Genomic DNA, 24,451 nt, shown 5'->3' with positions numbered 1-24,451 from the left:
ACTGCAGAAGGGGACGTCGACGTGTTTAGCGAGACCTCGGGGCGCGCCACGAATGAGCGCGAGGGAGCGGACGGCCGCGAGCGGCGGGAACTGCCGCTGACCGCCGCGCAGCTGGGCATTTGGCATGCGCAGCAGCTCGCCCCGCTCAGCACCGCCTACCAGGGCGGGGAGTACCTGGAGGTCGCGGGCCCGGTGGACGCCGCGCGGCTGGAGGCAGCGGTCCGGCGGACCCTGGAGGAGGCCGAGACGCTGCGGGTGCGGGTGGTGGACGGACCCGACGGGCCCCGGCAGGTCATCACGCCCCTGGGCGACTGGACGTTGCCAGTGGTGGATCTGCGCCACGAGCCTGATCCCCGGGCGGTGGCCGAGCGGGCGATGTGGGAGCGGCTGCGCACCCCGCTCGACCTGGGCGGGGAGCCGCTCTTCGGGTGTGTGCTGTTCGCCGTCGCGCCGGACCGCTTCTTCTGGTTCCACCACTACCACCACCTGGTGGGCGACGGGTTCACGGTGGCCGCGGTGGCCCGTCGGGTCGCGGAGCTGTACACCGTGGCGGGCACCGAGGGGATGGCCGCGGGCACGCCGTTCCCCCCGCTGGCGGGGCTGGTCGAGGCGGACGCCGCATACCGTGCCTCGGAGCAGTTCGACGCCGACCGTGCGTTCTGGGCGCGGGAGCTCGCGGACGCACCGGCACCGGCGTCGCTCAGTGCCAGGCCGCCCGCACCGCCGCGGGAGAAGGTGCGGCGCGGGATGAGCTTGGAAGCGCCCCAGCTGGAGCGGCTGCGGGATGTGGCGCGCGAGGCCGCGCTGCCCTGGCCGATCGCGGTGCTCACGGCGGTCGCCGTCTATGTGCAGCGGATGTCCGGGGCCGGCGAGGTCACCCTCGGCGTGCCGGTCGCGTCCCGGATCGGCCACGCGCCGCAGCGGACTCCGGGCATGATGTCCAATCTGCTGCCGCTGCGACTCGACCTGGGTCCGGCCCTGACCGTCGGCGAGGCGCTGCGCCAGGTGTCCCGGCGGCTGCGCGCGGTCCTGCGGCACCAGCGGTACCGCTACGAGGACCTGCGCCGCGAGCACGGCGGCCCCGACGCCCTCACGCCCCTGTTCGGCCCGCAGGTCAACATCATGTCCTTCGCCGCCGAACTGACATTCGACGGCGCCCCGGTCACCGTTCACAATCTGTCCATCGGGCCCACCGACGACTTCTCGGTCGTCGTCTCCGTCCACCCCGGCGGCGGCGGGCTGAGGATCGAGCTGGACGGCAACGCCGACCGCTATGACGAGGCCGATGTCGCCGCGCACCAGCAGCGGCTGGGGCACCTTCTGGAGCGGCTGGCCCGCGCCGATGTGGACACTCCGCTCGGCCTGCTGGACATCACCACGCCCGCCGAGCGCACTCGTGCGCTTCCGGCGGCCGCACCCCTCCCCCCTGCGGCGTCGCCCGAGGCGCAGGCCACGCTGCCCGGCCTGTTCGCGCACCGGGCCCGGCGTACCACCTACGCCGCCGCGCTGACCTACGGCGACACCACGCTGACCTACGGCGAACTGAACGCCCGGGCCAATCAGCTGGCGCACCGTCTGATCAGGTACGGTGCGGGCCCGGAGCGGCTGGTGGCCATCGCGCTGCCGCGCTCGCTCGACCAAATCGTGGCGCTCCTGGCCGTGTTGAAGGCCGGCGCCGCCTATGTGCCGCTGGACCCCGCGGCCCCGGCCGAGCGGCTGGCCCTCATCCTCGGCGACGCCCGCCCCGCGCTGCTGGTGACCGCCGCCGAGGTGGACGCCGCAATCGGCGCGCACACCGGGGACGCGGTGCCGCGGCTGGTCGTCGACGCGCCCCAGGTCCGTACGGGCATGGCCCAGGAGCCCGCGACCGACCCGGTCGTGGCCGCGCTGCGGCCGGACTGCCCGGCGTATGTCATCTACACCTCGGGCTCGACCGGGCGGCCCAAGGGCGTCGTGGTCACCCATCGCAACGTCACCCGGCTGTTCGCCGCGGCCGCCGAGCACTTCGCGTTCGGCCCACGGGACGTGTGGACCATGTTCCACTCGTTCGCCTTCGACTTCTCCGTGTGGGAGATATGGGGTCCGCTGCTGCACGGCGGGCGGCTGGTGGTCGTCCCGTTCGACGTCTCCCGCTCCCCCGACGACTTCCTGGACCTGCTGGCCGAGCAGCGGGTCACGGTCCTGAACCAGACACCGTCGGCCTTCTACCCGCTCATCCAGGCCGACCGGGAGCGACCCGGGCGCCACTTGGCCCTGCGCCATGTGGTGTTCGGCGGCGAAGCGCTCGATCTGGGGCGGCTCGAGGGCTGGTACGACCACCGCGCCGAGGACACGCCCGTGCTGTCCAACATGTACGGAATCACCGAGACCACGGTCCATGTCACCCACCTCGGGCTCGACCGCGCCACCGCGGCCCGCGCGACCGGCAGCCTCATCGGCGGCCCGCTCGGCGACCTTCGGGTGCTCGTGCTCGACCAGGCGCTCCAGCCCGTGCCCGAGGGCGCGGTGGGCGAGATGTATGTGACCGGTCCCGGTCTCGCCCGCGGCTATCTGGGCCGCCATGGGATGACGGCGAGCCGCTTCGTGGCCGCGCCCTTCGGCCGCCCGGGCGAGCGGATGTACCGCACCGGCGACCTCGCCCGGCGGCGCGCGGACGGTTCGCTCGCCTACCTGGGCCGGGCCGACGACCAGGTGCAGATCCGCGGGTTCCGCGTCGAACCCGGCGAGGTCGCCGCCGTCCTCGCGGATCTGCCCGATGTCGCGCAGGCCGCCGTGGTCCCCCGGACGGACCGGCCCGGACAGACCACGCTGGTGGCCTATGTGGTGCCCGCCTCCGGTGCGCGGCCGGACGTGTCGGCGTTGCGCGCGGGGGCCGTGGCGGCGCTGCCGGACTACATGGTCCCCGGCGCGTTCGTGACCTTGCCGGCGCTTCCGCTGACCGTCAACGGCAAGGTCGACCGCGCCGCGCTGCCCGCGCCCGACCCGGGTGCCGAGGTGTCGGGGCGGCAGCCGCGCACCGAAGAGGAGACGGTGCTCTGCGACATCGTCGCCGAGCTGCTGCAGCTGGAGCGGGTCGGCATCGACGACGACTTCTTCACCCTGGGCGGCGACAGCATCGTCTCGATCCAGCTGGTCGGCGCGGCTCGCCGCGCGGGGCTGCGGTTCAGCACGCGTGAGGTGTTCCGGTGCCGCACGGTCCAGGCGCTGGCCGCGGTGGCCGAACGCGGCGCGGCCCAGGACGGTGACGGCGCCGACGGCACCGGGGAGCTGCCCGCGACCCCGGTGATCCGCTGGCTCCAGGAGCGGGGCGGCGCCATCGACCGCTACCACCAGGTGATGACGTTCACCACCCCGCCCGGCGCGCGCCACGAGGAGCTGACCGCGGCCCTGCAGGCACTCCTCGACGGCCATGACGCGCTGCGCGCCCGGCTGCTGGACGACGGCGACGGCCCGTGGCGGCTGGCCGTCGCCCCGCCCGGCGCCGTACGGGCCGACGACCGCCTGCGGCGGGTGCCGCTCGCCGACGGGGACACACCGGCCGAGACGACCGCGCACGCGGTGCGCGCCGCGGTGGACCGGCTGGCCCCGCGCGCCGGAACGATGCTGCAGGCGGTGTGGTGCGACGCGGGGGACGACCGGCCCGGGCGGATGGTACTGGCCGTCCACCACCTGGTGATCGACGGAGTCTCCTGGCGCGTCCTGCTGCCCGATCTGGCCGCCGCCTTCACCGCGGTGCGCGAGGGCCGCGACCCGCGGCCCGCACCCGTGGGCACCTCGCTGCGCCGCTTCGCCGGGCTGCTGGCCGAGCAGGCGGCGACCGGCGCCCGGGACGGGGAGGCGGCGTACTGGCGGGCGGTGCTGACCGCCGCCGAGGAACCGACTCTGGGAGCCCGGCCGCTGGACCCGGCGGCCGATGTGGCCGGGGCGCGGCGGCAGATGACGGTCACGCTGCCCGCCGGTCTGGCCGAGTCCGTGCTGACCACCGTCCCGGCCGCGTTCCACACCGGGGCGCGTGAGGTGCTGCTGGCCGGGTTCGCCGCCGCGGTCGCCGACTGGCGTCGGGAGCACGGCGGCGCGGCGCCGGAGGTGCTGCTGGACCTGGAGGGCCACGGCCGCGACGCGCCGGCCGATGAGGCCGACCTGACCCGCACGGTGGGCTGGCTGACGGCCCTCTTCCCGGTCCGCCTGGGCCTGGGCGCCCTGGACTTCGCCGAGCTCGCCGCGGGTGGCACGGCCGCCGGCCGGGCACTGCGGGAGGTCAAGGAGCGGCTGCGGGAGGTCCCGGCCGGCGGTGTCGGCTACGGCGTACTGCGCTATCTGTCCCCGCCCGGCACCCTGCCGGACGACGGGGCCCGCCCGCAGATCCTCTTCAACTACCTGGGCCGGTTCGGTGCGGCCGACCCCGGGCGGCCCTGGACGCCGCTGCCGGGCCTGGAGGGGTTCGGTGGGGGCGACGACCCGGCGATGCCGGTCTCGCATGCCCTGCAGGTCGACGTGGTGGCCCAGGACGGGGCCGGCGGGCCCACGCTCACCGCGGTGCTGTCCTGGCCCGACGGCGTCCTGGACGAGGCGGCGCTGGAGACGCTCGCCCGGATGTGGCGCCGGGCGCTGGACGGCCTGGCCGCCCATGCCGCCCGCCCCGGCAACGGCGGCCTCGTACCCGCCGACGTCCCCCTGGCCGGGCTGACGCAGGACCAGCTGGACACGCTGGCGGCCGAGTCGGGTCCGCTCGCCGACGTGCTGCCGCTCGCCCCGCTCCAGCGGGGCCTGCTGTTCCACGCCGCCTACGACACCGAGCAGCCCGACGCGTACACCGTCCAGTTCCGCTTCGCGCTCGAGGGCTCGGTCGACCCGGAGCGGCTGCGACGGGCGGTGGAGGCCACGCTGCGCCGCCACCCCCAGCTGCGCGCGGGCTTCTGGGACGACGGGTCCGGGGTGCCGGTGCAGTTCGTGCCCCGGGCGTTCACGGTGCCCTGGCGCCGGATCGACCTGCGCCACCTGGACGAGCGGGCGCGGGCGGCGGAGCTGGAGCGGGTGTCGGCCGAGCAGCCGCGGTTCGCCCCGGACCGGCCGCCGCTGTTCCAGTTCCTGCTGGCGCGCACCGGCGAGGACCGGCACATCCTGGTCTTCCGCCATCACCACCTGCTGCTGGACGGCTGGTCGGTGCCGCTGCTGCTGCGCGACATCCTCTCCGCGTACGCCGCCGAAGGGGCGGACACCGGCGCGGCCACGCCCCCGGCCGTGCCCTACCACCGGTATCTCGACTGGCTGCGCGGCCAGGACCGGGAGGCGGCCGAGGCGGCCTGGCGGGCGGCGCTGGCGGACCTGCCGGGGCCGACGCGGCTCGCCCCGGCGGACGCCCCGCCCGCCGGCGGAGCCGTCGAGGAGCTGGCCGTGGACCTCGGCGCACCGCTCACCGCTGCCCTGGAGGCCGCGGGCCGCCGCCACGGCATCACCCTGGGGACCGTGGTGCAGGGTGCGTGGGCGATCGTCCTGGGCGCCCTGACCGGGTCGCGGGACGTGGTCTTCGGCGGCACCGTCGCCGGGCGGCCCGCGGAGGTCGACGGCGTCGAGTCGATGGTGGGCCTGTTCATCAACACCCTCCCGGTGCGGGCGAGGTTCCGCCCCGACGAGCCCGTACGCGCCCTGCTGGAGCGGCTGCAGCAGGAGCAGGCGGAGCTGACCGCCCATCACCATCTGCCGCTGGCGCAGGTGCAGCGTCTGGGCGGGATGGGCGAGCTGTTCGACACCTTGCTGGTGATCGAGAACTATCCGTTCCCGCCCGAATCGCTGCGGACGGCCGACGGCGCCTGGCACGTGGCGGGCATCGACGGCCGCGACGACACCCACTACCCGCTGAGCGTCGCGGTGATGACGGGCGAGGCGCTGCGGCTGCGCCTGGGCCACCGCACCGATGTGGTCACCGCCGAGCAGGTGCGGACCGTCGCGTCCTGCCTGCACCACGTCCTGGCGCGCCTCGCCGACGACCTGGAACAGCCGGTGGGCCGGGTGCCGCTGCTGGACCCCCCCGCGCACCGCACCGTCCTCGGCTGGGGCCGGGGCGCGGCAGCCTCCGCCGCGGCCGGCACCGTCGGCGGGCTGCTGGAGGATGCCGCCGCCCGCACCCCGGACCGTACGGCGCTGGTCGGCGAGGGCGGCACGCTGACCTACGCCCAGCTGGAGGAGCGGGCCAACCGGCTCGCCCGGCTCCTGGCCGCCCGGGGCGCCGGGCCCGAGCACACGGTCGGGCTGCTGCTGCCACGCGGCGTGGACTCGATCGTCGCCATGTTCGCGGTGCTCAAGGCGGGCGCCGCGTACGTCCCCATCGACCCCGGGCTTCCGGCCGAGCGGATCCGCTTCGTGATCGAGGACACCGCCCCGGCCGCGGTCGTGACCGCGACCGGACTGGCCCCGGCCCTCACCGGCGCGCCCCTGGTCGTCCTCGACGACCCGCGGACCGCGGCCGAACTGGCCGCGCTGCCCGGGCGGGCCCTGGCCGACGAGGAGCACGGCGGCCCGGTGCGGCCGCAGAACCTGGCCTACCTCATCCACACCTCCGGCTCCACCGGTGTGCCCAAGGGCGTGGGGGTCGAACACCGCAACCTGGTCAGCCTGTTCGCGGCTCACCGGCGCGACCTGATCGAGCCCGCGGTGGCGGCCGCGGGGGGACGCCGCTTCCGGGCCGCGATGACCGCGTCGCTGTCGTTCGACACCTCCTTCGACGGGGTGCTGTGGATGCTCGCGGGCCATGAACTGCACGTGGTGGACGACGACACGCGCCGCGATCCACGGGCCCTGGTGGCGTACGTCGCCGAGCATCGCGTCGACTTCCTCGACATCACTCCCTCCTACGCCGCGCGGCTGCTGGACGCGGGCCTGCTGGAGGCCGACGCGGCGCCCGCGGTGCTGATGCTCGGCGGCGAGGCGCTCGGGCCGGACCTGTGGGGCCGGCTGCGCGCGGCGGCCCCGGCGACCGCCGCACACAACTTCTACGGTCCCACCGAGTTCACGATCGACGCCCTGTCGGCTCCGCTGGCGGCCGCGGAACACCCCGTGGTCGGGCGGCCGCTACGCGGCGCACGGGCGTACGTCCTCGACGACGCGCTGCGGCCGGTGCCCCCGGGCGCCCCCGGGGAGCTGTACCTTTCCGGGCCGCAGCTGGCGCGCGGCTATGCCGGGCGGCCGGCGCTCACCGCGGACCGGTTCGTCGCCGACCCGTTCGCCCCGGGCAGCCGGATGTACCGGACCGGCGATGTGGTGCGCTGGTCGGCCGGGGGGCAGATCGAGTTCCTCGGCCGCGCGGACGAGCAGGTCAAGGTCCGCGGGCACCGCATCGAGCTCGGTGAGATCGAGGCGGCGCTCACCGGTCACCCCGCGGTGGCCCGGGCCGCCGTGGTGGCCCGTGGCGACACGCCGGGCGTGACCCGGCTGGTGGCGTACGCCGTCGCCGCCGCGGGCCGCTGCGACCCGGCGGAGCTGCGCGAGCATCTCGCCCGGACACTGCCGGAGTACATGGTCCCGGCCGCGGTGGTACCGATGGCCGAGCTGCCGCTGACGGCGAACGGCAAACTGGACACCGGCGCCCTGCCGGCGCCCGACTTCGCCGCCGCGGCCTCCTCGCGGCCCGCGGCCACCCCGGCCGAGCACACGCTGTGCGCACTGTTCGCCGAGGTGCTGGGGTTGCCCGCGGTCGGTGCCGATGACGACTTCTTCGCCCTCGGCGGCGACAGCATCATCTCCATCCAGCTGGTCAGCCGGGCCCGCCGGGCCGGGCTGGGCCTGAGCCCGCGCGATGTCTTCACCCGCCGCACCGTGGCGGCCCTCGCGGCCGCGGCCACACCGGTGACCGCGGACGAAACGGCCGACACCCCCGGCCCGTCGGCCTCGGGTGAGCTGCCGCTCACCCCGATCGTCGCGGCGCAGCGCGAACTCGGCGGCCCCGTCGACGGCTTCCACCAGGCGTTCGTGGTGACGGTGCCCGCGGGCTCCACCGCGGAGGCGCTCACCGAGGTCCTGCAGGCTCTCGTGGACCACCATGACGCGCTGCGGCTGCGGCTGGACACCGGGGACGACGGCGACTGGCGGCTGACCGTACGCGAACCCGGCCGGGTGTCCGCCGCTCCGCTGCTGACCGCGGTCGAGGTCACGGCGGCCGGAGCGAACGGGGGCGCCGACCCGGACGAGGATGCCTTCGCCATCGCGCTGCGCACGGCGCTGCCGCGGGCGCGGGCCCGGCTGAACCCTTCGGCGGGCACCGTCCTGGACGCCGTGTGGTTCGACGCCGGCCCCGAGCGCGCCGGGCGGCTGCTGCTGAGCGTCCACCACCTGGCCGTCGACGGGGTGTCCTGGCGGATCCTGCTGGAGGATCTGGCCCTGGCCTGGCAGGCGCGGGCCGCCGGCCGACGGGCCCAGCTGCCGCCGGCCACCACCTCGCTGCGGACCTGGGCCACCGGCCTGGCCGCGCTGGCGCACACCCCGGGGATGGAGCGGGAGCTGGAGGTGTGGACGCGGCTGCTGCGCACCCCGGACCAGCCGGTGGCCGACCGTCCGCTGGACCCGGCCCGGGACGTGGCCGCCACGGCCCGCACCCTGACCGTGACCGTGTCCGCCGCACACACCGCGCCGCTGCTCACCACGCTGCCCACCGCGTTCGCCACCGGGGTGAACGAGGTGCTGCTGGCCGGGTTCGCGGTCGCCGTCGCCGACTGGCGGCGACGCCGGGGGCAGCACCCGGACGGTCCGCTGGTGGACGTGGAGAGCCACGGCCGGCACGACCTGCTGGAGGGCGCCGATCTGTCCCGTACGGTCGGCTGGTTCACCGAGCAGCACCCGGTGCGGCTCGACCCCGGCCCGCTGGACTGGGCGGACGCCACGGCCGGCGGCCCCTCCCTCGGCCAGGCGGTCAAGCGGATCAAGGAGCAGATCCGGGCCGTCCCCGGCGACGGCGCCGGATACGGCCTGCTGCGGTACCTCAACGCGCGCACCGCCGCGAAGCTGGCCGAACTGCCGCGCGCCGGATGGGGGTTCAACTATCTGGGCCGGTTCACCGCCGGGCGGACGGGCGAGGACTGGGCGCCGGTCGGCGCGGCCGGGCCGCTCGGCGGGGCCGACCCGCAGATGCCGCTGGAGCACGCCCTCGACCTCACCCTGGTCACCCAGGACCAGCCGGAGGGCCCCACGCTGGTGGCCACCTGGACCTGGGCGGGCGAGCTGCTGTCCGAAGCGGACGTGCGGGAGTTGTCGCAGGCGTGGCTGCGGTCGGTGGAGGCGCTCGCCGCGTACGCCGCCCGGCCCGGCGCGGGCGGCCGCACCCCGTCCGATTTCCCGCTGGTGTCGCTGTCCCAGCACGAGGTGGAGCGGCTGGAGGCCGCCAGGCCCGCGCTGGTGGACGTGGTGCCGCTCGCCCCGCTGCAGCAGGGCCTGATGTTCCAGAGTCAGCTGAGCGAGGGCCAGGTCGACCTGTACACCTCGCTGCTCACCCTGGAGGTGCGCGGCCCGCTGGACACGGCGCGGCTGCGCGCCGCGTGGGACGAGCTGATCCGCCGCCATCCGCTGCTGCGCACCGAGTTCCGGCAGGACGGGCTGCGGGAGACCGTCGGGGTGGTCGTGGACGCGGTCGAGCTGCCGTGGGCGGAGGTGGATCTGTCCGGCTGCGCGCCGGAGATACGCGAGAGCCGGCTGGCGGGGCTGGTGGAGCGGGAGCGCGGCCACCGCTTCGACCTGGGCAGCGCACCACTGCTGCGCTTCACGGTCGTGACCCTGGGCCCCGACCGCCGCGCGCTGCTGTTCACCAACCATCACATGCTGGTGGACGGCTGGTCGATGCCGATGCTGTTCGCCGAGCTGTTCGCGCTGTACGGCGGTGACGGCGCCGTGCGGCCGCCGTTCGCCTACCGGGACTATCTGGCCTGGCTGGGCCGGCAGGACCGGGCGGCGGCCGGGCGCGCCTGGAGCGAGGAACTGGCCGGTCTGGGGGACGCCACGGTGCTGGCGCCCGGGGAGCGGTCCGGCGCGGTCGTGGTCCCGGAGCGGCTGACCGCCGAGCTGCCCGAGGAGACGACGGCCGCGCTGACGGCCACCGCCCGCACGTTCGGCCTGACCCTGAACACGGTCGTGCAGTCGGCGCTCGCCGTGCTGATCGCACGGGCCACCGGGCAGAGCGACGTGGTGTTCGGCACGACCGTCTCCGGCCGTCCGGCGCAGTTGCCCGGTGTGGAGGACATGCTGGGCATGTTCATCAACACCATTCCGGTGCGGGCGGCGGTACGCCCCGAGCAGACCCTGGTGGAGACGGCCAAGCTGCTCCAGGAGCGGCAGGTGCGGTTGCTGGACCACCATCACCTGGGGCTGGCGGACATCCAGCGGGCCGCGGGGCGGCGCGAGTTGTTCGACACCGTCATCTCGTTCCAGAACTTCCCGCTGCAGCAGGCGCTGCCCGACCTCGGCGCGGCCGGTCTCGAGGTGACGTCCGCGGAGAGCACCGACGCCAGCCACTACCCCTTCGTCTTCCACGCCTTCCCCGGGGAGCGGCTGGAGCTGCGCATCACCTACCAGCCCGATGTGCTGGATGCGGCGGGCGCCCGGGCCATGCTGGACCGGCTGGCCCGGGCGGTGTCCGCGTTCGCCACCCGGCCCGAGGCCCGGGTGGGGCGACTGGACCTGCTCGCCGACGGTGAGCGCCAGGCGCTGCTCTCGGCCGGCAGCGGCCCGGACGAGCCGGTGGCGGACGGCCATCTGGCCACGCTGTTCGAGCGGGTGGCCGCCCGTGCGCCCCAGGCGTGCGCGGTCCGCTGGGAGGACCAGGAGCTGAGCTATGACGAGCTGAACCGGCACGCCAACCGGCTGGCCCGGCGCCTGGTGGCGATGGGCGCCGGGCCCGAGCGGTTCGTGGCGGTGGTCCTGCCCCGGTCCGTCGCCTGGATCACCGCGGTGCTGGCGGTGGCGAAGGCCGGAGCCGCGTACCTGCCGGTCGACACCGACTACCCGCATGAGCGCATCGCGTTCATGCTCGATGACGCGCGGCCGGTGCTCGTCATCACCGCCGACACCGTCCAGGACCCGCTGCCGCCCGCCGATGTGCTGCCGCGGCTGTGCCTGGACGACCCGGCGGTCGCGGACGCGCTCGCCGCGGCGTCCGACACCGACCTCGGCGACGCCGACCGGGCCGGCGCCCTGGCCACCGCCAACGCCGCCTACATGATCTACACCTCGGGGTCGACCGGTCGCCCCAAGGGCGTCGTCGTCACCCACACCGCGCTGGCCGCGCTCGCCGATCTGCACACCCGCCGGCTCGGCGCGGGCCCCGGCAGCCGGGTGCTGCAGTTCGCCTCGCCGAGCTTCGACGCCTCGGTGTGGGAGGTGTGCATGGCGCTGCTGACGGGCGCCACCCTGGTGCTCGCCCCCAAGCACCGGCTGCTGCCGGGGCCCGCGCTCCTCGAACTGATCGCCGAGCACCGGGTCACCCACGCCACCATCCCGCCGACCCCGCTCGGGGCGGTGGGCGAGGAGGATCTGCCCAGCCTGACCGCCCTGGTGGTGGCGGGCGAGGCCACCGGCGCCGATCTCGTCGCCCACTGGGCCCCCGGCCGCACCATGATCAACGCGTACGGGCCCACCGAGACCACGGTCTGCGCGACCGTCAGCGGCCCCCTGACCGGCGGCCGCCCCTCCATCGGCCGCCCCATCCCGCACGCCCGGGTGCGGGTCCTGGACAGCACGCTGGCCCCGGCCCCGGCCGGTGTCACCGGCGAGCTGTACATCGCGGGCCTGCCACTGGCCCGCGGCTACTGGGGCCGTCCGGACCTGACCGCCGACCGGTTCGTCGCCGACCCCTTCGGTCCGCCCGGAGCCCGCATGTACCGCACCGGCGACCTGGTGCGCTGGCTCCCCGACGGGGAACTGGACTTCCTCGGCCGGGCCGACCACCAGGTGAAGCTGCGCGGCTTCCGGATCGAACCCGCCGAGATCGAGGCCGTCCTGTCCGGAGCGCCGGGCGTGGCCGAGGCGGTCGTGACGGTACGGGAGGACCAGCCGGGCGAACCGCGCCTGGTCGCCTATCTGCTGGCCGAGGACGGCCCCGGCCCCGACGTGGACGTGGTCGCCGCCACCGCCGCCGCGGCGCTTCCGGACCACATGGTGCCGCGGGTGTTCGTGCCGATGTCCGAGTGGCCGCGAACGCCCAACGACAAGCTGGACCGAGCCGCGCTCCCCGCACCGCAGGCGCCGGCCGCGTCCGGCCGGCCCGCGCGCACCGTGCTGGAGCAGGTGCTGAGCACCCTCTTCGCCGAGGTGCTCACGCTGCCCGCGGTCGGCGTGGACGACGACTTCTTCCACCTCGGCGGGCACTCCCTGCTCGCCAGCCGGCTGGCCGGCCGCATCCGTTCCACGCTCGGGGCCGAGGTGCCGGTGCGGACGCTGTTCGAGAACCCGACGGTCGGCGGGGTCGCGGCCTGGTTCGGCCGGGAGACGGCGGCGCTGCGGCCCGCGCTGCGCCCGATGCCCCACCCGGACCGGCTGCCGCTGTCCCACGCCCAGCGGCGGCTGTGGTTCATCGACCGGTACGAGGGCGCCAGCGCCACGTACAACATGCCGGTCGCGATGCGGCTCCACGGTCCGCTGGACGCCGGCGCGCTGCGCGCGGCGGTGGCCGATGTGATGGCCCGTCACGAGGCGCTGCGCACGGTCTTCCCCGACGAGGCCGGTGTCCCCTGGCAGTGCGTCCTGGACCCCGGGGGGCTGCGGATCGACCTGCCGGTGACCACGGTGGCCGCCGACTCGGTCGCCGAGGCGCTGACCGAGGCGGCCCGCCGCCCCTTCGATCTGGCGGTGGACCCGCCGCTGCGCGTGGAGCTGCTGCGGCTGGACGAGCGGACACATGTGCTGCTGGTGGTGGTGCACCACATCGCCGGTGACGGCTGGTCGATGGACCCGCTGTGCCGGGACATCAGCACCGCCTACGCGGCGCGGCTGCACGGCCAGGCCCCGGACTGGGAGCCGCTTCCCGTCCAGTACGGCGACTACACCCTGTGGCAGAGCGAGCTGCTGGACGAGGAGGCCGGGCCGGACAGCCCGTTCGCCCGCCAACTGCGATTCTGGACCGAGACCTTGGAGGGCGTGGCCGAGCAACTGGCCCTGCCCACCGACCGTCCGCGCCCGGCCGTGCCCAGCTACCGCGGCGACGATGTGGTCTTCCAGGTGGACGCCGAGACGCACACCGGGCTCACCGAGCTCGCCCGCCAGTGCGGGGTCACGGTGTTCATGGTGCTCCAGGCCGGGCTCGCGACCCTGCTGACCCGGCTCGGGGCGGGGACGGACATCCCCCTGGGCAGCCCCATCGCGGGCCGCACCGACGAGGCCGTACAGGACCTGGTCGGGTTCTTCGTCAACACCCTGGTGCTGCGCACCGACACCTCGGGCAACCCCGGCTTCCGGGAGCTGCTGGACCGGGTGCGCGGGACCGACCTGGCCGCCTACGCGCACCAGGACATGCCGTTCGAGCGGCTGGTGGACGCCCTCAAGCCCGAGCGCGATCCCTCCCGCAACCCGTTGTTCCAGGTCGCCTTCGGGCTGCAGAACGACGCCACTCCCGTGGTGGACCTGCCCGAGGTGCGGGGCGAGGAGGAGTTCGTGGGCATGAAGGTCGCCCGCTTCGACCTCATGTTCGGCTTCACCGAGACGCATGACGCCGACGGTCTGCCCGCCGGCATGAACGGGTCCGTGGAGTACGCCACCGACCTGTTCGACGCGGAGACCGTCGAAGGCTTCGTCCGGCGGCTCATCCGGCTGCTGCGCAGTGCGATCCAGGACCCGGACCGCGGCTTGGACGCGCTCGCGATCATGGACGAGGACGAGCGCCGCCGCATACTGGTCGACTGGAACGACACCGCGCGCCCCGCCCCCACCGGCACCCTGGTCAGCCGCTTCGAGGAGCAAGTGGCCCGCACCCCGGCGGCCCCCGCGCTGCTCGGCGGCGACCGCACGCTGGACTACGCCACGCTCGACCAGGAGGCCAACCGGCTCGCCCGGCTGCTGGTGGAGCGCGGCGTCGGCCCCGAGACGCTGGTGGCGATCGCGCTCCCGGCGTCGGTCGAGCAACTGGTCGCGGTGTTCGCGGTACTCAAGGCGGGCGCGGGCTATCTGCCGCTCGATCCGCGCCACCCCGTGGAGCGCGTCCGGTTCATGCTCGACGACGCCCGGCCCACGCTGCTGCTGTGCACCGCGCAGGGCGCCTCCCAGCTGCCCGCGGACGATGCCCGGCCCCGGCTGTACCTCGACGCCCCCGATACCCGGGCGGAGCTCGCGGCGCGTCCCGGCCATGCCCTCGACGACGCGGAGCGGCGCAGTCCGCTGCACCGGAGCAATGTCGCGTACGTCATCTACACCTCCGGCTCGACCGGTCGCCCCAAGGGCGTGGCCGTGGCCCACGCCTCCGTCCTGCAATACCTGGACTGGGCCCTGGACATCTATCCGGCGCTGCGCGGCACCGCGCTGCTGCACTCGCCGATCTCCTTCGACCTGACGGTGACCGCGCTGTTCGGGCCGCTGCTCTCCGGCGGCCGCCTGCACGTGGCCGGGATGGAGGAGGACCGGCAGGCCGTCGAGGCGCTTGACGCCACCCCGCTGTCGTTCCTGAAGGTGACGCCCACCCACCTGCGGCTGCTCGACGCGCTGCCGCCGGAGTTCTCTCCCGCCGACGACCTGGTGATCGGCGGCGAGGCGCTGACCGACGCCGCGCTCGCCAACTGGCGCGCCCGCAACCCGCGGGCCACCGTGCACAACGAGTACGGACCCACCGAGACCACGGTCGGCTGCAGCGTCCACCGGATCGCGCCGGGCGACGAGGTGCGCCCCGGCGTCGTGACCCTCGGCGGCCCCGCCTGGAACACCCGGATGTATGTGCTGGACGCGCGGCTGCGGCCGGTGCCGGTGGGTGTCCCCGGCGAGCTGTACATCGCGGGCGAGCTGCTGGCCCGCGGCTATCTGTACCGGGCTCCCCTGACGGCCGAGCGGTTCGTCGCCGACCCGTTCGGCACCCCCGGCGAGCGGATGTACCGCACCGGCGACCTGGTGCGCTGGCTCCCCGACGGCCGGCAGGAGTTCGTCGGCCGGGTCGACAACCAGGTCAAGGTGCGCGGCTACCGCATCGAGACCGACGAGATCGAGCGCGCCCTGCGGGACCACCCCGAAGTGGACGAGGCCGTGGTGACGGTGCGGGAGGACCACCCGGGGGATCCGCAACTGGTGGCGTACGTGGTGCCCGCGCTGGACGGTTCCCGGGAGGAGACCGGCTCCGCCGAGGAGCAGATCGACCAGTGGCAGCAGGTGTACGACCTGATGTACGGGGCCGAGCGGCCGGAGGAGTTCGGCGAGGACTTCAGCGGCTGGGCCAGCAGCTACACCGGCGAGGACATCCCGATCGAGGAGATGCGGGAGTGGCGGGACGCCACCGTGGAGCGGATCCGTGCCCTGCGGCCGCGCCGGGTGCTGGAAATCGGCGTCGGCAGTGGTCTGCTGCTGGCCAAGCTCGCCGGTGACTGCGAGACCTACTGGGGCCTGGACTTCTCCGCCGAGGCCATCGCCGTACTGCGCCGTCAGGTCGCCGCCCGGCCGGAGCTGGCGGAGCGGGTGCGGCTTCGGGTGGGCGCGGCGCATGAGCTGGAGGGGCTGCCCACCGGCTTCTTCGACACCGTGGTCATCAACTCCGTCGCCCAGTACTTCCCCCACGCCGCCTACCTCACCGAGCTGCTGGAGTCACTGGCGGACCTCGTGGTCCCCGGAGGCGCGGTATTCCTCGGCGACCAGCGCAACCTGCGCACCCAGCGCGCCTTCCAGACCGCGATCCGGCTGCGGCAGCGCGCCGAGCACCAGGACGAGGCCGCGGTGTCCCGGGCGGTCGAGCAGGCGATCCTGATGGAGAAGGAACTCCTGGTCGACCCCGAGTACTTCGCGGCCGTCGCCCGCGACATCCCCGCGTACACGGCCGTGGACGTCCGGGTCAAGCGCGGCCACGGCGACAACGAGCTGACCCGCCACCGCTTCGACGTGGTGCTGCGCACCGGCCCGGTGGACGCACACGACCTCGGCGTCATCGAGCGCCTGCGCTACGGCGTGGACCTCACCGACCTGGCGGACCTCGAACGCCATCTGGCCCAGGGCGGCGGTGAGCCGATCCGGGTCACCGGCATCCCGGACGCCCGGCTGGCCGGGGAACAGGCCGCGCTGAACACCCTCACCGAGGGGCGCCAGGTCGCCGAGGTCCTGGAGGCTCTCGGCCACCCCGACGAGCCGGGCATCGACCCGGAGGCACTTCACACCCTGGCCGAGCGGCACGGGCTGCCCGTCCTGGTCACCTACGCCTCCGGCGCCCCGGGGCGGCTCGACGCCGTCTTCGGCGCCGACGGGCCGGCCCTGACCGATGTGTACCTTCCCGCCACCCGGCTGGAGCCCGGCGCATACGTCAACAACCCCCTCGGCTCGCGCCGGCTGGGCACCCTCGTGGCCGACCTGCGCGCCCACGCCGAGCGGCAGCTGCCCGAATACATGGTGCCCGCCGCGTTCGTCCCGCTCGACGAGCTGCCCATGACGGTGAACGGCAAGCTCGACCGCCGGGCGCTGCCCGCGCCCGAGTTCACCGGCGGCGCCACGTCACGGGCGCCGCGCACCGAGCTGGAGGCCCAGGTCTGCGCCGTGATGGCGGAGGTCCTGGCCCTGCCCACGATCGGCATCGACGACAACTTCTTCGACCTGGGCGGCGACAGCATCATCTCCATCCAGCTCGTCAGCCGTCTGCGGGCCGCCGGTGTGGTCCTCACCGCCCGTGATGTGTTCCGGCACAAGACGGCGGCGGACATGGCGGCCGTCGCCGATACACCCACCGACACCACACCGGAGGGGGCCCCGGCGCCGAGCGCGCCACCGCCGCCCGACGACGGGACGGTCGACCGGTCCCTGGTGTCGCTCTCGGACGACGAACTCTCACTGCTCGAATCTGACTGGAGGTTGCCGGAATGAGCACATCGGCAGTTGAAGCGATCCTGCCGCTCACCCCGCTGCAGGAGGGGCTGCTCTTCCACAGCCTGTACGACGACCGCAGCGTGGACCTCTACACCTCACAGCTGAGCGTCGAGCTGGAGGGCCGGCTGGACGCCGACGCCCTGCGGGCGGCCGCGGCCACCGTGCTGCGCCGCCACGCCAACCTCCGGACGTCGTTCCAGCACCGCAGCTCCGCCCAGCCCGTGCAGCTGGTGATCCGGGAGGTGCCGGTCCCCTGGGCCGAGCACGACCTCGGCGGGCTGACCGAGGAGGAGCGCGCGGCCGAGGTGGCACGGCTGACGGAGGAGGACCGCACCCGCCGGTTCGACCTCGCGCGCCCGCCGCTGCTGCGGTTCACCCTGATCCGTCTGGGTGCCGAGCGCTGCCGGCTGCTCTTCACCCACCACCACATCCTGCTGGACGGCTGGTCCATCCCGTTGCTGCTCAGCGAGTTGTTCGCGCTGTACGCGCGCGGCGGCACCAATGACAGCAAACTGCCGCCGGTCCCGCCGTTCCGCGACTACCTGGTCTGGCTGGCCGGGCAGGACCGGCCGGCGGCCGAACAGGCGTGGGCCGAGGCGCTCGACGGCCTGGCCGAGCCGATGGTGGTGCGGCCGGTGGCACCGGACCGCATGGCGGTGCTGCCCGAGCGGGCCACCCTCGACCTGAGCCGTTCGCTGACCACCGCGCTGACCGCGCTGGCCCGGCGCCATTCGCTCACCCTCAACACGGTCGTCCAGGGTGTGTGGGCGCTGCTGCTGAGCCAGCTCACCGGGCGCCGTGACGTGGTCTTCGGCACCACCGTCTCCGGCCGCCCGCCGGAGCTGCCGGGTGTGGAGAACATGGTCGGCCTGTTCCTCAACACCCTGCCGGTGCGGGTGCGCATCGATCCCGGCGAGTCCGTCCTGGACATGCTGGTACGGGTCCAGGCCGAGCAGACGGAGCTGCTGCCGCACCAGCACCTGGGGCTCGCCGCGATCCAGCGGCTGGCGGGCGGGGCCGAGCTGTTCGACACCATGACGGTGTTCGAGAGCTTCCCCGTCGACCACAACGCCGAGAGCCTGCCCGGCACCGGGCTGCGCGTCGTGGAGTCCGAGGGCACCGACTACAGCCACTATCCGATCGCGCTGATGGTGCTGCCCGGGGAGCGGCTGCATCTGCGGCTGAGCTACCAGCCCGACCTGTTCGGCGCCGAGGAGACCGCGGCCCTGCTGGACCGGGCACGGCGGCTGCTGGAGACCCTCGTGGCCGAGCCGGAGCAGCCGGTCGGGCGTCTCGACCTGCTGGACGCGGCCGAGCGGCAGCGGCTGCTGGTGCGGTTCAACGACACCGGCCGGCCCGTCGAACCGGCCACCCTCGCCCAGCTCTTCGAGGCCCAGGCCGCCCGCGCACCGGAGGCCGTCGCCGTCGAGTACGAGTCGACCACCGTCACCTACGGGGAGCTGGACGCGCGGGCCAATCAGCTCGCCCGCCAGCTGGCCGCCCGCGGCATCGGGCCGGAGCGGATCGTGGCGCTGGCGCTGCCGCGCGGTATCGCGTTCGTGCTGTCGGTACTCGCGGTGGCCAAGGCCGGGGCCGCGTACCTGCCGGTCGATCTGCGCTACCCGCGGGAACGCATCGCCTTCCTCCTCGACGACGCGCGGCCAGCGGCGGTGCTCACCACCAACGGCGCCACCCGGATGCTGCCCGCCACCGGCGCCGCCGAGGTGCTGCCGCTGGACGACCCGCGGCTGGTCGCCGCGCTGGCGGACACCGCGCGCACCCCGCTGACCGACCAGGAGCGCACGGCTCCCGCGCACCCGCTGCACCCGGCCTACGTCATCTACACCTCCGGCTCCACCGGGCGCCCCAAGGGCGTCGTGGTGAGCCATCTGGGTCTGGCCAACGCCGTCGCGGTACAGCGTCGTAAGCACCTGGTGGGGCCGGGCGACCGGGTACTGCAGTTCGTCTCCCCCAGCTTCGACGCCTCGTTCTGGGAGCTGTCCAAGGCCCTGTTCACCGGCGCCACCCTGGTGTGCGCGCCCGAAGAGCGCCTCGCGCCGGGCCCCGACCTGGCCGCGCTGCTCGACGAGCGGCGGATCACCCATCTGATGATCCCGCCGTCGCCGCTGTCGATGATGCCGGCCGGCGGCCTCGGCACGGTGCGCGGGCTGATGGTGGGCGGCGAGGCCTGCTCGGCCGAACTGGTCTCCGCCTGGGCGCCGGGACGCCACATGGTCAACGCGTACGGGCCGACCGAGGCCACGGTCGCCGCCACCATGACCGACGGGCTCACCCCGCGGGGCGCCGCGCCGTCCATCGGCACACCGCTGGACAACGTGCGTGCCTATGTGCTGGACCAGGCGCTGCGGCCGGTGCCGGTGGGCGCGGTGGGCGAGCTGTATCTGAGCGGGGTGGGGCTCGCCCGCGGCTATCTGGGGCGGGCGGCGCTGACCGCGGAGCGGTTCGTGGCCGATCCGTTCGGCGCGGCCGGGGAGCGCATGTACCGCACCGGCGACCTGGTGGCCTGGACCGACTCCGGGGAGCTGACGTTCGCCGGACGGGCCGACGACCAGGTCAAGATCCGTGGCTTCCGCATCGAGACCGGTGAGATCGAGGCCGCCCTGCGCGGCCACGCCGCGGTGCGGCAGGCGGTCGTCACCGTCCGCGAGGACCGCCCCGGCGACCGCCGCCTGGTGGCGTACGTGGTGGTGGAGGGGGCCGGTGCGGACGAGGTGCGCGAGCACGTCGCGGAGCGGCTGCCCGGCTATATGGTGCCCGCCGCCTTCGTCGTCCTCGACGAGCTTCCGCTGACCCGCAACGGCAAGGTGGCCAAGGCCGCGCTGCCGGCGCCGGCGGCGCAGGGCACCCGGCGCGCGCCCTCGACCCCTGAGCAGGAGATCGTCTGCGGTCTGTACGCCGATGTCCTCGGCGTACCCGAGGTCGGTGCCGACGACGACTTCTTCCAGCTGGGCGGGCATTCGCTGCTCGCGATCCGGCTGGCCGGGCGGATCCGCTCGGCCTTCGGGGTGGACGTGCCGATCCGCGTCATCTTCGAGGCACCCTCGGTCGAGGCGCTGACCGCCCGGATCACGGCCGCGCTGCCGCAGGGTGACGCGGCGTCCGCGGCCGGGGCCCGCACGGTGGAGGTCTCCCGCGCGGACCGCCGTCTGTGGTTCATCAACCGCTTCGAGGAGCACCGGGCCGCCACCCACAACGTGCCGTTCGCCGTGCGGCTGACCGGCGACCTCGACCAGGAGGCGCTGCGCGCCGCGCTGCACGATGTGCTGGCCCGGCACGAGGCGCTGCGCACGGTCTTCCCCGAGCGGGACGGCGAGCCGAGCGGTGCGGTGCTGCCGCCGTCGAGCGTACGCGTCCCACTCACGGTGGCCGACTTCGACGAGGCGGCGGTGGCCGCCGAGGTGGCCGGCGGATTCGACCTGGCCACCCGGCTGCCGGTGCGGTTCGCACTGTTCCGCGTCAACGGCGGCGAAGCCGTGCTGGTGACGGTGGTGCACCGGATCGCGGGCGACGACTGGGCGGGTGGACGGCTGCTGCGCGACCTGGCGTCCGCCTACCGGGCCCGGACCGGCGGCGAACCGGTGCGCTGGGAGGCGGAGCCGGAGCCGGACCGGGCCCGGGACGAAGAGGCCCTCGCCTGGTGGGACGGACACCTGGCGGGTGCGCCCGAGGAGCTGCCGCTGGCCACCGACCGGCCGCGCCCGGCCGTGGACGCCCAGCCCTCGCACGCGGTACCCGTCCGGCTGGCCGCCGCGGCGCGGGAGCGCCTCGGCGTGCTGGCCGAGCGGTCCGGCACCGACCTGGAGACGGTCCTGCGCGCCGCGTTCGCCCTGGTGCTCGGCGGCCTCGGGGCCGGCCATGACGTGCCCGTCGCCACCCTGTCGCACCCCGCCGAGGAGTCCGGCCCCGCGGCCTTCGGGGCGCATCTGTCCGTGCTGCGCGTCGACACCTCCGGTGATCCGACGGTGGCCGACCTGCTCACCCGCGTCGGCAAGGCGGCCGCCGACGCCCGACGCCACCCGGTCCCGTTCGAGCGGCTGTTGCGCCGTCTGGAGCCGGATCTGGTCGCCTCGCGCCATCCGCTGGCGCAGGTCGCCCTGACCGTACGCGGCGGTGGAGGCACCCTGCGGTGGCCCGGTCTGGTGGTGCGCCCGGACGACGCGGCCCTGGGCGTGGAGAAGTTCGACCTGGCGGTGGTCCTGGCCGATGAGCCCGGCGGCCAGGAGCTCACCGGGCGGCTGCACTACCGCCCGTCGCTGTTCGACGCGGAGTCCGTGGCGCGGCTGTGGGAGCGCATGACCTCGGTGCTCGGCCAGCTCGCCGACGCGCCCGGCGGGCGGCTGTCGCGGCTGCGGCTGCTGACCGGGGCCGAGCACACGCGGCTGCTGACCGAGTGGAACGACACCGCCGTCGAGGTGCCCGCCCTGGCGGACACCGTGCAGCGCCGGTTCGCCGAACAGGCCGCGCGGGTGCCGGATGAGCCGGCCCTGCTGTGGCAGGGCGGGCAGCTGACCTACCAGGAGCTGGACGCGGCCGCCAACCGGCTGGCCCAGCTGCTGCGCGCCTCGGGCGTGACCGCGGGCTCCCGGGTGGCCGTGCTGCAGCGCCGCTCGCCGGATCTCGTCGTGTCGCTGCTGGCCGTGCTGAAGGCCGGAGGGACCTACGTACCACTGGACGCACGGGCACCGCTGGCCCGCACGACCCTCATCGTCGCCGAGACGGGCGCCGCGGTGGTGCTGACCGACACCGCGTCGGCCTCCGAGGCGCCCCCGGCCGGCGGTCCGGTCATCGTCGTGGACGACGAGCCGCGGCTGGCCGAACAGCCGGCCGAGGACCCGCACGTCGCGGGCCATCCGCAGCAGCTCGCGTACATCATGTACACCTCCGGCTCCACCGGTCGCGCCAAGGGTGTCGCCGTCACCCACCGTGATCTGCTGGCGTTCGCGCTCGACCGCTGCTTCGCCGGGGACGCCCACCACAGGGTGCTGCTGCACGCCCCGCACGCCTTCGACGCCTCCAACTACGAACTGTGGATGCCGCTGCTGAGGGGCCGCCAGGTGGTGCTCGCTCCGCCGGAGGACCTGGACGTGGCGTCCCTCGGGCGGCTCCTGAGCGAGTACCGGGTGACGGCGCTGCATCTGACGGCAGGACTGTTCCGGCTGGTGGTGGACGAGGACCTGGAGTGCCTGGCGCCGGTGCGCGAACTGCTCGCGGGCGGCGACGTGGTGCCCGCCGCCTCGGTCGCCCGGCTGCTGGACCGCTTCCCCGGCATGGTGTTCAAGGACACCTACGGTCCGACCGAGACCACCAGTTTCGCCACCTTCCACCGGATGGACGCCGCCACCCCACCCGTCGGCACCGTGCCGATCGGCGGCCCGATGGACAACATGCGCGTCTATGTGCTGGACGGCATGCTGCGGCCGGTACCGGCCGGGGTCACCGGCGAGCTGTACATCGCCGGTGAGGGGCTCGCACGCGGCTACTGGGACCGGCCGGGGCTGACCGCCGCGTCCTTCGTGGCCGACCCGTTCGGCCCGCCGGGCTCCCGCATGTACCGGGTCGGCGACCTCGTGCGATGGTCACCCGAGGGCAGACTGCTGTTCGCGGGCCGCGCCGACGACCAGGTCAAGATCCGCGGGTTCCGCATCGAGCTGGGCGAGGTGGAGGCGGCCGTCTCCCGGCTGCCGCGGGTGGCCCAGGCCGCGGTGATCGCACGCCGCGCCGCCGACGGCCCGCAGCGGCTCATCGCCTACCTCGTGCCCGCCGACGGCGCGGCCCTCGACGCCGAGGCGGTGCGCCGCCGGCTGGCCGACGAGCTGCCGGACTACATGGTGCCCTCCGCCGTGGTCACCCTGGACCGGCTTCCGCTCACCGCCAATGGGAAGGTCGACCGCGCGGCGCTGCCCGCGCCCGAGGTCGCCGTCTTGGGCCGGGCCGCCCGCACCCCGCGCGAGGAGCAGCTGCTGAGGTTGTTCGCCGACCTCCTGGGGCGGCCGGACGTGGGCGTCGACGACAGCTTCTTCGCCCTCGGCGGCGACTCGCTGCTCGCCACCCGGCTGGTCAGCCGGGTCCGGGCCGCCTTCGGTGTGGAGCTGCCCATCCGGGCGGTGTTCGACGCGCCGACGGCCGAGGCGCTCGCCGCCCGGCTGGACGACGCCCGCGCCGGACGCAGCGCGCTGCGGGCCATGGAGCGGCCGGAGCACATCCCGCTGTCGTTCGCCCAGCGGCGGCTGTGGTTCATCAACCGGTTCGACGGCCAGAGCGCCACGTACAACATGCCGATCTCGATCCGGCTGCGGGGCCCGCTCGACCAGGCCGCGCTCGCCGACGCGCTCGGCGACCTCGTCGGCCGGCACGAGAGCCTGCGGACGGTGTACCCCGAGCGGGACGGCGTGCCCTACCAGCGGATCCTGCCCGCGCAAGAGGCGCGGCCCGATCTGACGGTGGTGGAGGCCGGCCCCGGGAACGTGGACGAGCGGCTGGAGGCCGAGGTCCGCCGCGGTATCGATCTGACAGCCGAGGTGCCGCTGCGGGTGTCGCTGTTCCGCCTGGCGGAGGAGGACCACGTCCTGCTGTTCGTGCTGCACCACATCGCCGGTGACGGCTGGTCGATGCGGCCGCTGGCGACCGACCTGGCCACCGCGTACGCCGCGCGCTGCGACGGGACGGCGCCGCGGTGGGAGCCGCTGCCGGTGCAGAACGCCGACTACGCGCTGTGGCAGCAGCAGGTGCTGGGCGACGAGGACGACCCGGACAGCGTCTTCTCCGGGCAGCTGCGCTACTGGCAGGAGCAGCTCGCCGCGCTGCCGCAGGAGCTGGCGCTCCCGGTGGACCGTCCGCGCCCGGCGGTCGCGAGCCACCGCGGCATGCCCGTGTACTACCGGCTCGACGCGGAGCTGCACCGGAAGCTGCTGGCGCTCTCCCAGGAGACGGGCGCGAGCCTGTACATGGTGTTGCAGGCCGGGCTCGCCACGATGCTGCACCGGGTCGGTGCGGGCACCGACATCCCGATCGGCAGCGTGATCGCCAACCGCACCGACGAGGCGCTCGACGACATGGTCGGCTTCCTCACCAACATGCTGGTGCTGCGCACCGACACCTCCGGACGCCCGACCTTCCGTCAGCTGGTGGACCGGGTGCGGGAGACCGACCTGAGTGCCTACGGCAACCAGGACGTGCCGTTCGAGCGGCTGGTGGAGGCCGTCAACCCGCCTCGTTCACTGGCCCGGCACCCGCTGTTCCAGGTGCTGCTGAACCTGCAGAACCTGCCGGAGTACGCCAGCGAGATGCGCGGCCTGGAGGTGACCTCGTACGTGGTCAACCTCGGCGCGGCCCGGTTCGACCTGGCCTTCGGCTTCTCCGAGGAGTATGACGCCGACGGCGCCCCCGCCGGGCTCCAGGGCGACATCCAGTACAGCGT

2 protein-coding genes (1 of these 2 only partly in view) are annotated in these 24,451 nt (G+C 74.7%); both read left to right on the top strand.

The features are described from left to right. Positions 1–21: 21 nt before the first annotated feature. Entirely contained in the window at positions 22–17,010 is a 16,989-nt protein-coding gene (locus ACFYOY_RS08315) for an amino acid adenylation domain-containing protein (RefSeq protein WP_388585583.1), read from the top strand. Then, on the top strand, positions 17,007–24,451 hold the 5' portion of the coding sequence (locus ACFYOY_RS08310) for a non-ribosomal peptide synthase/polyketide synthase (protein WP_388585580.1). The gene runs 14,941 nt beyond the window's last position; the window shows 7,445 of its 22,386 coding nt (coding positions 1–7,445); it begins with the start codon at positions 17,007–17,009; the stop codon falls past the right edge of the window. Before ACFYOY_RS08315 ends, ACFYOY_RS08310 begins: the two co-directional genes overlap by 4 nt.

Origin of the sequence: Streptomyces sp. NPDC007875 (assembly GCF_042868035.1) — a bacterium.
Taxonomy (GTDB): Bacteria; Actinomycetota; Actinomycetes; order Streptomycetales; family Streptomycetaceae; genus Streptomyces; species Streptomyces antimycoticus.
This window is presented reverse-complemented; position numbering and strand designations above follow the sequence as displayed.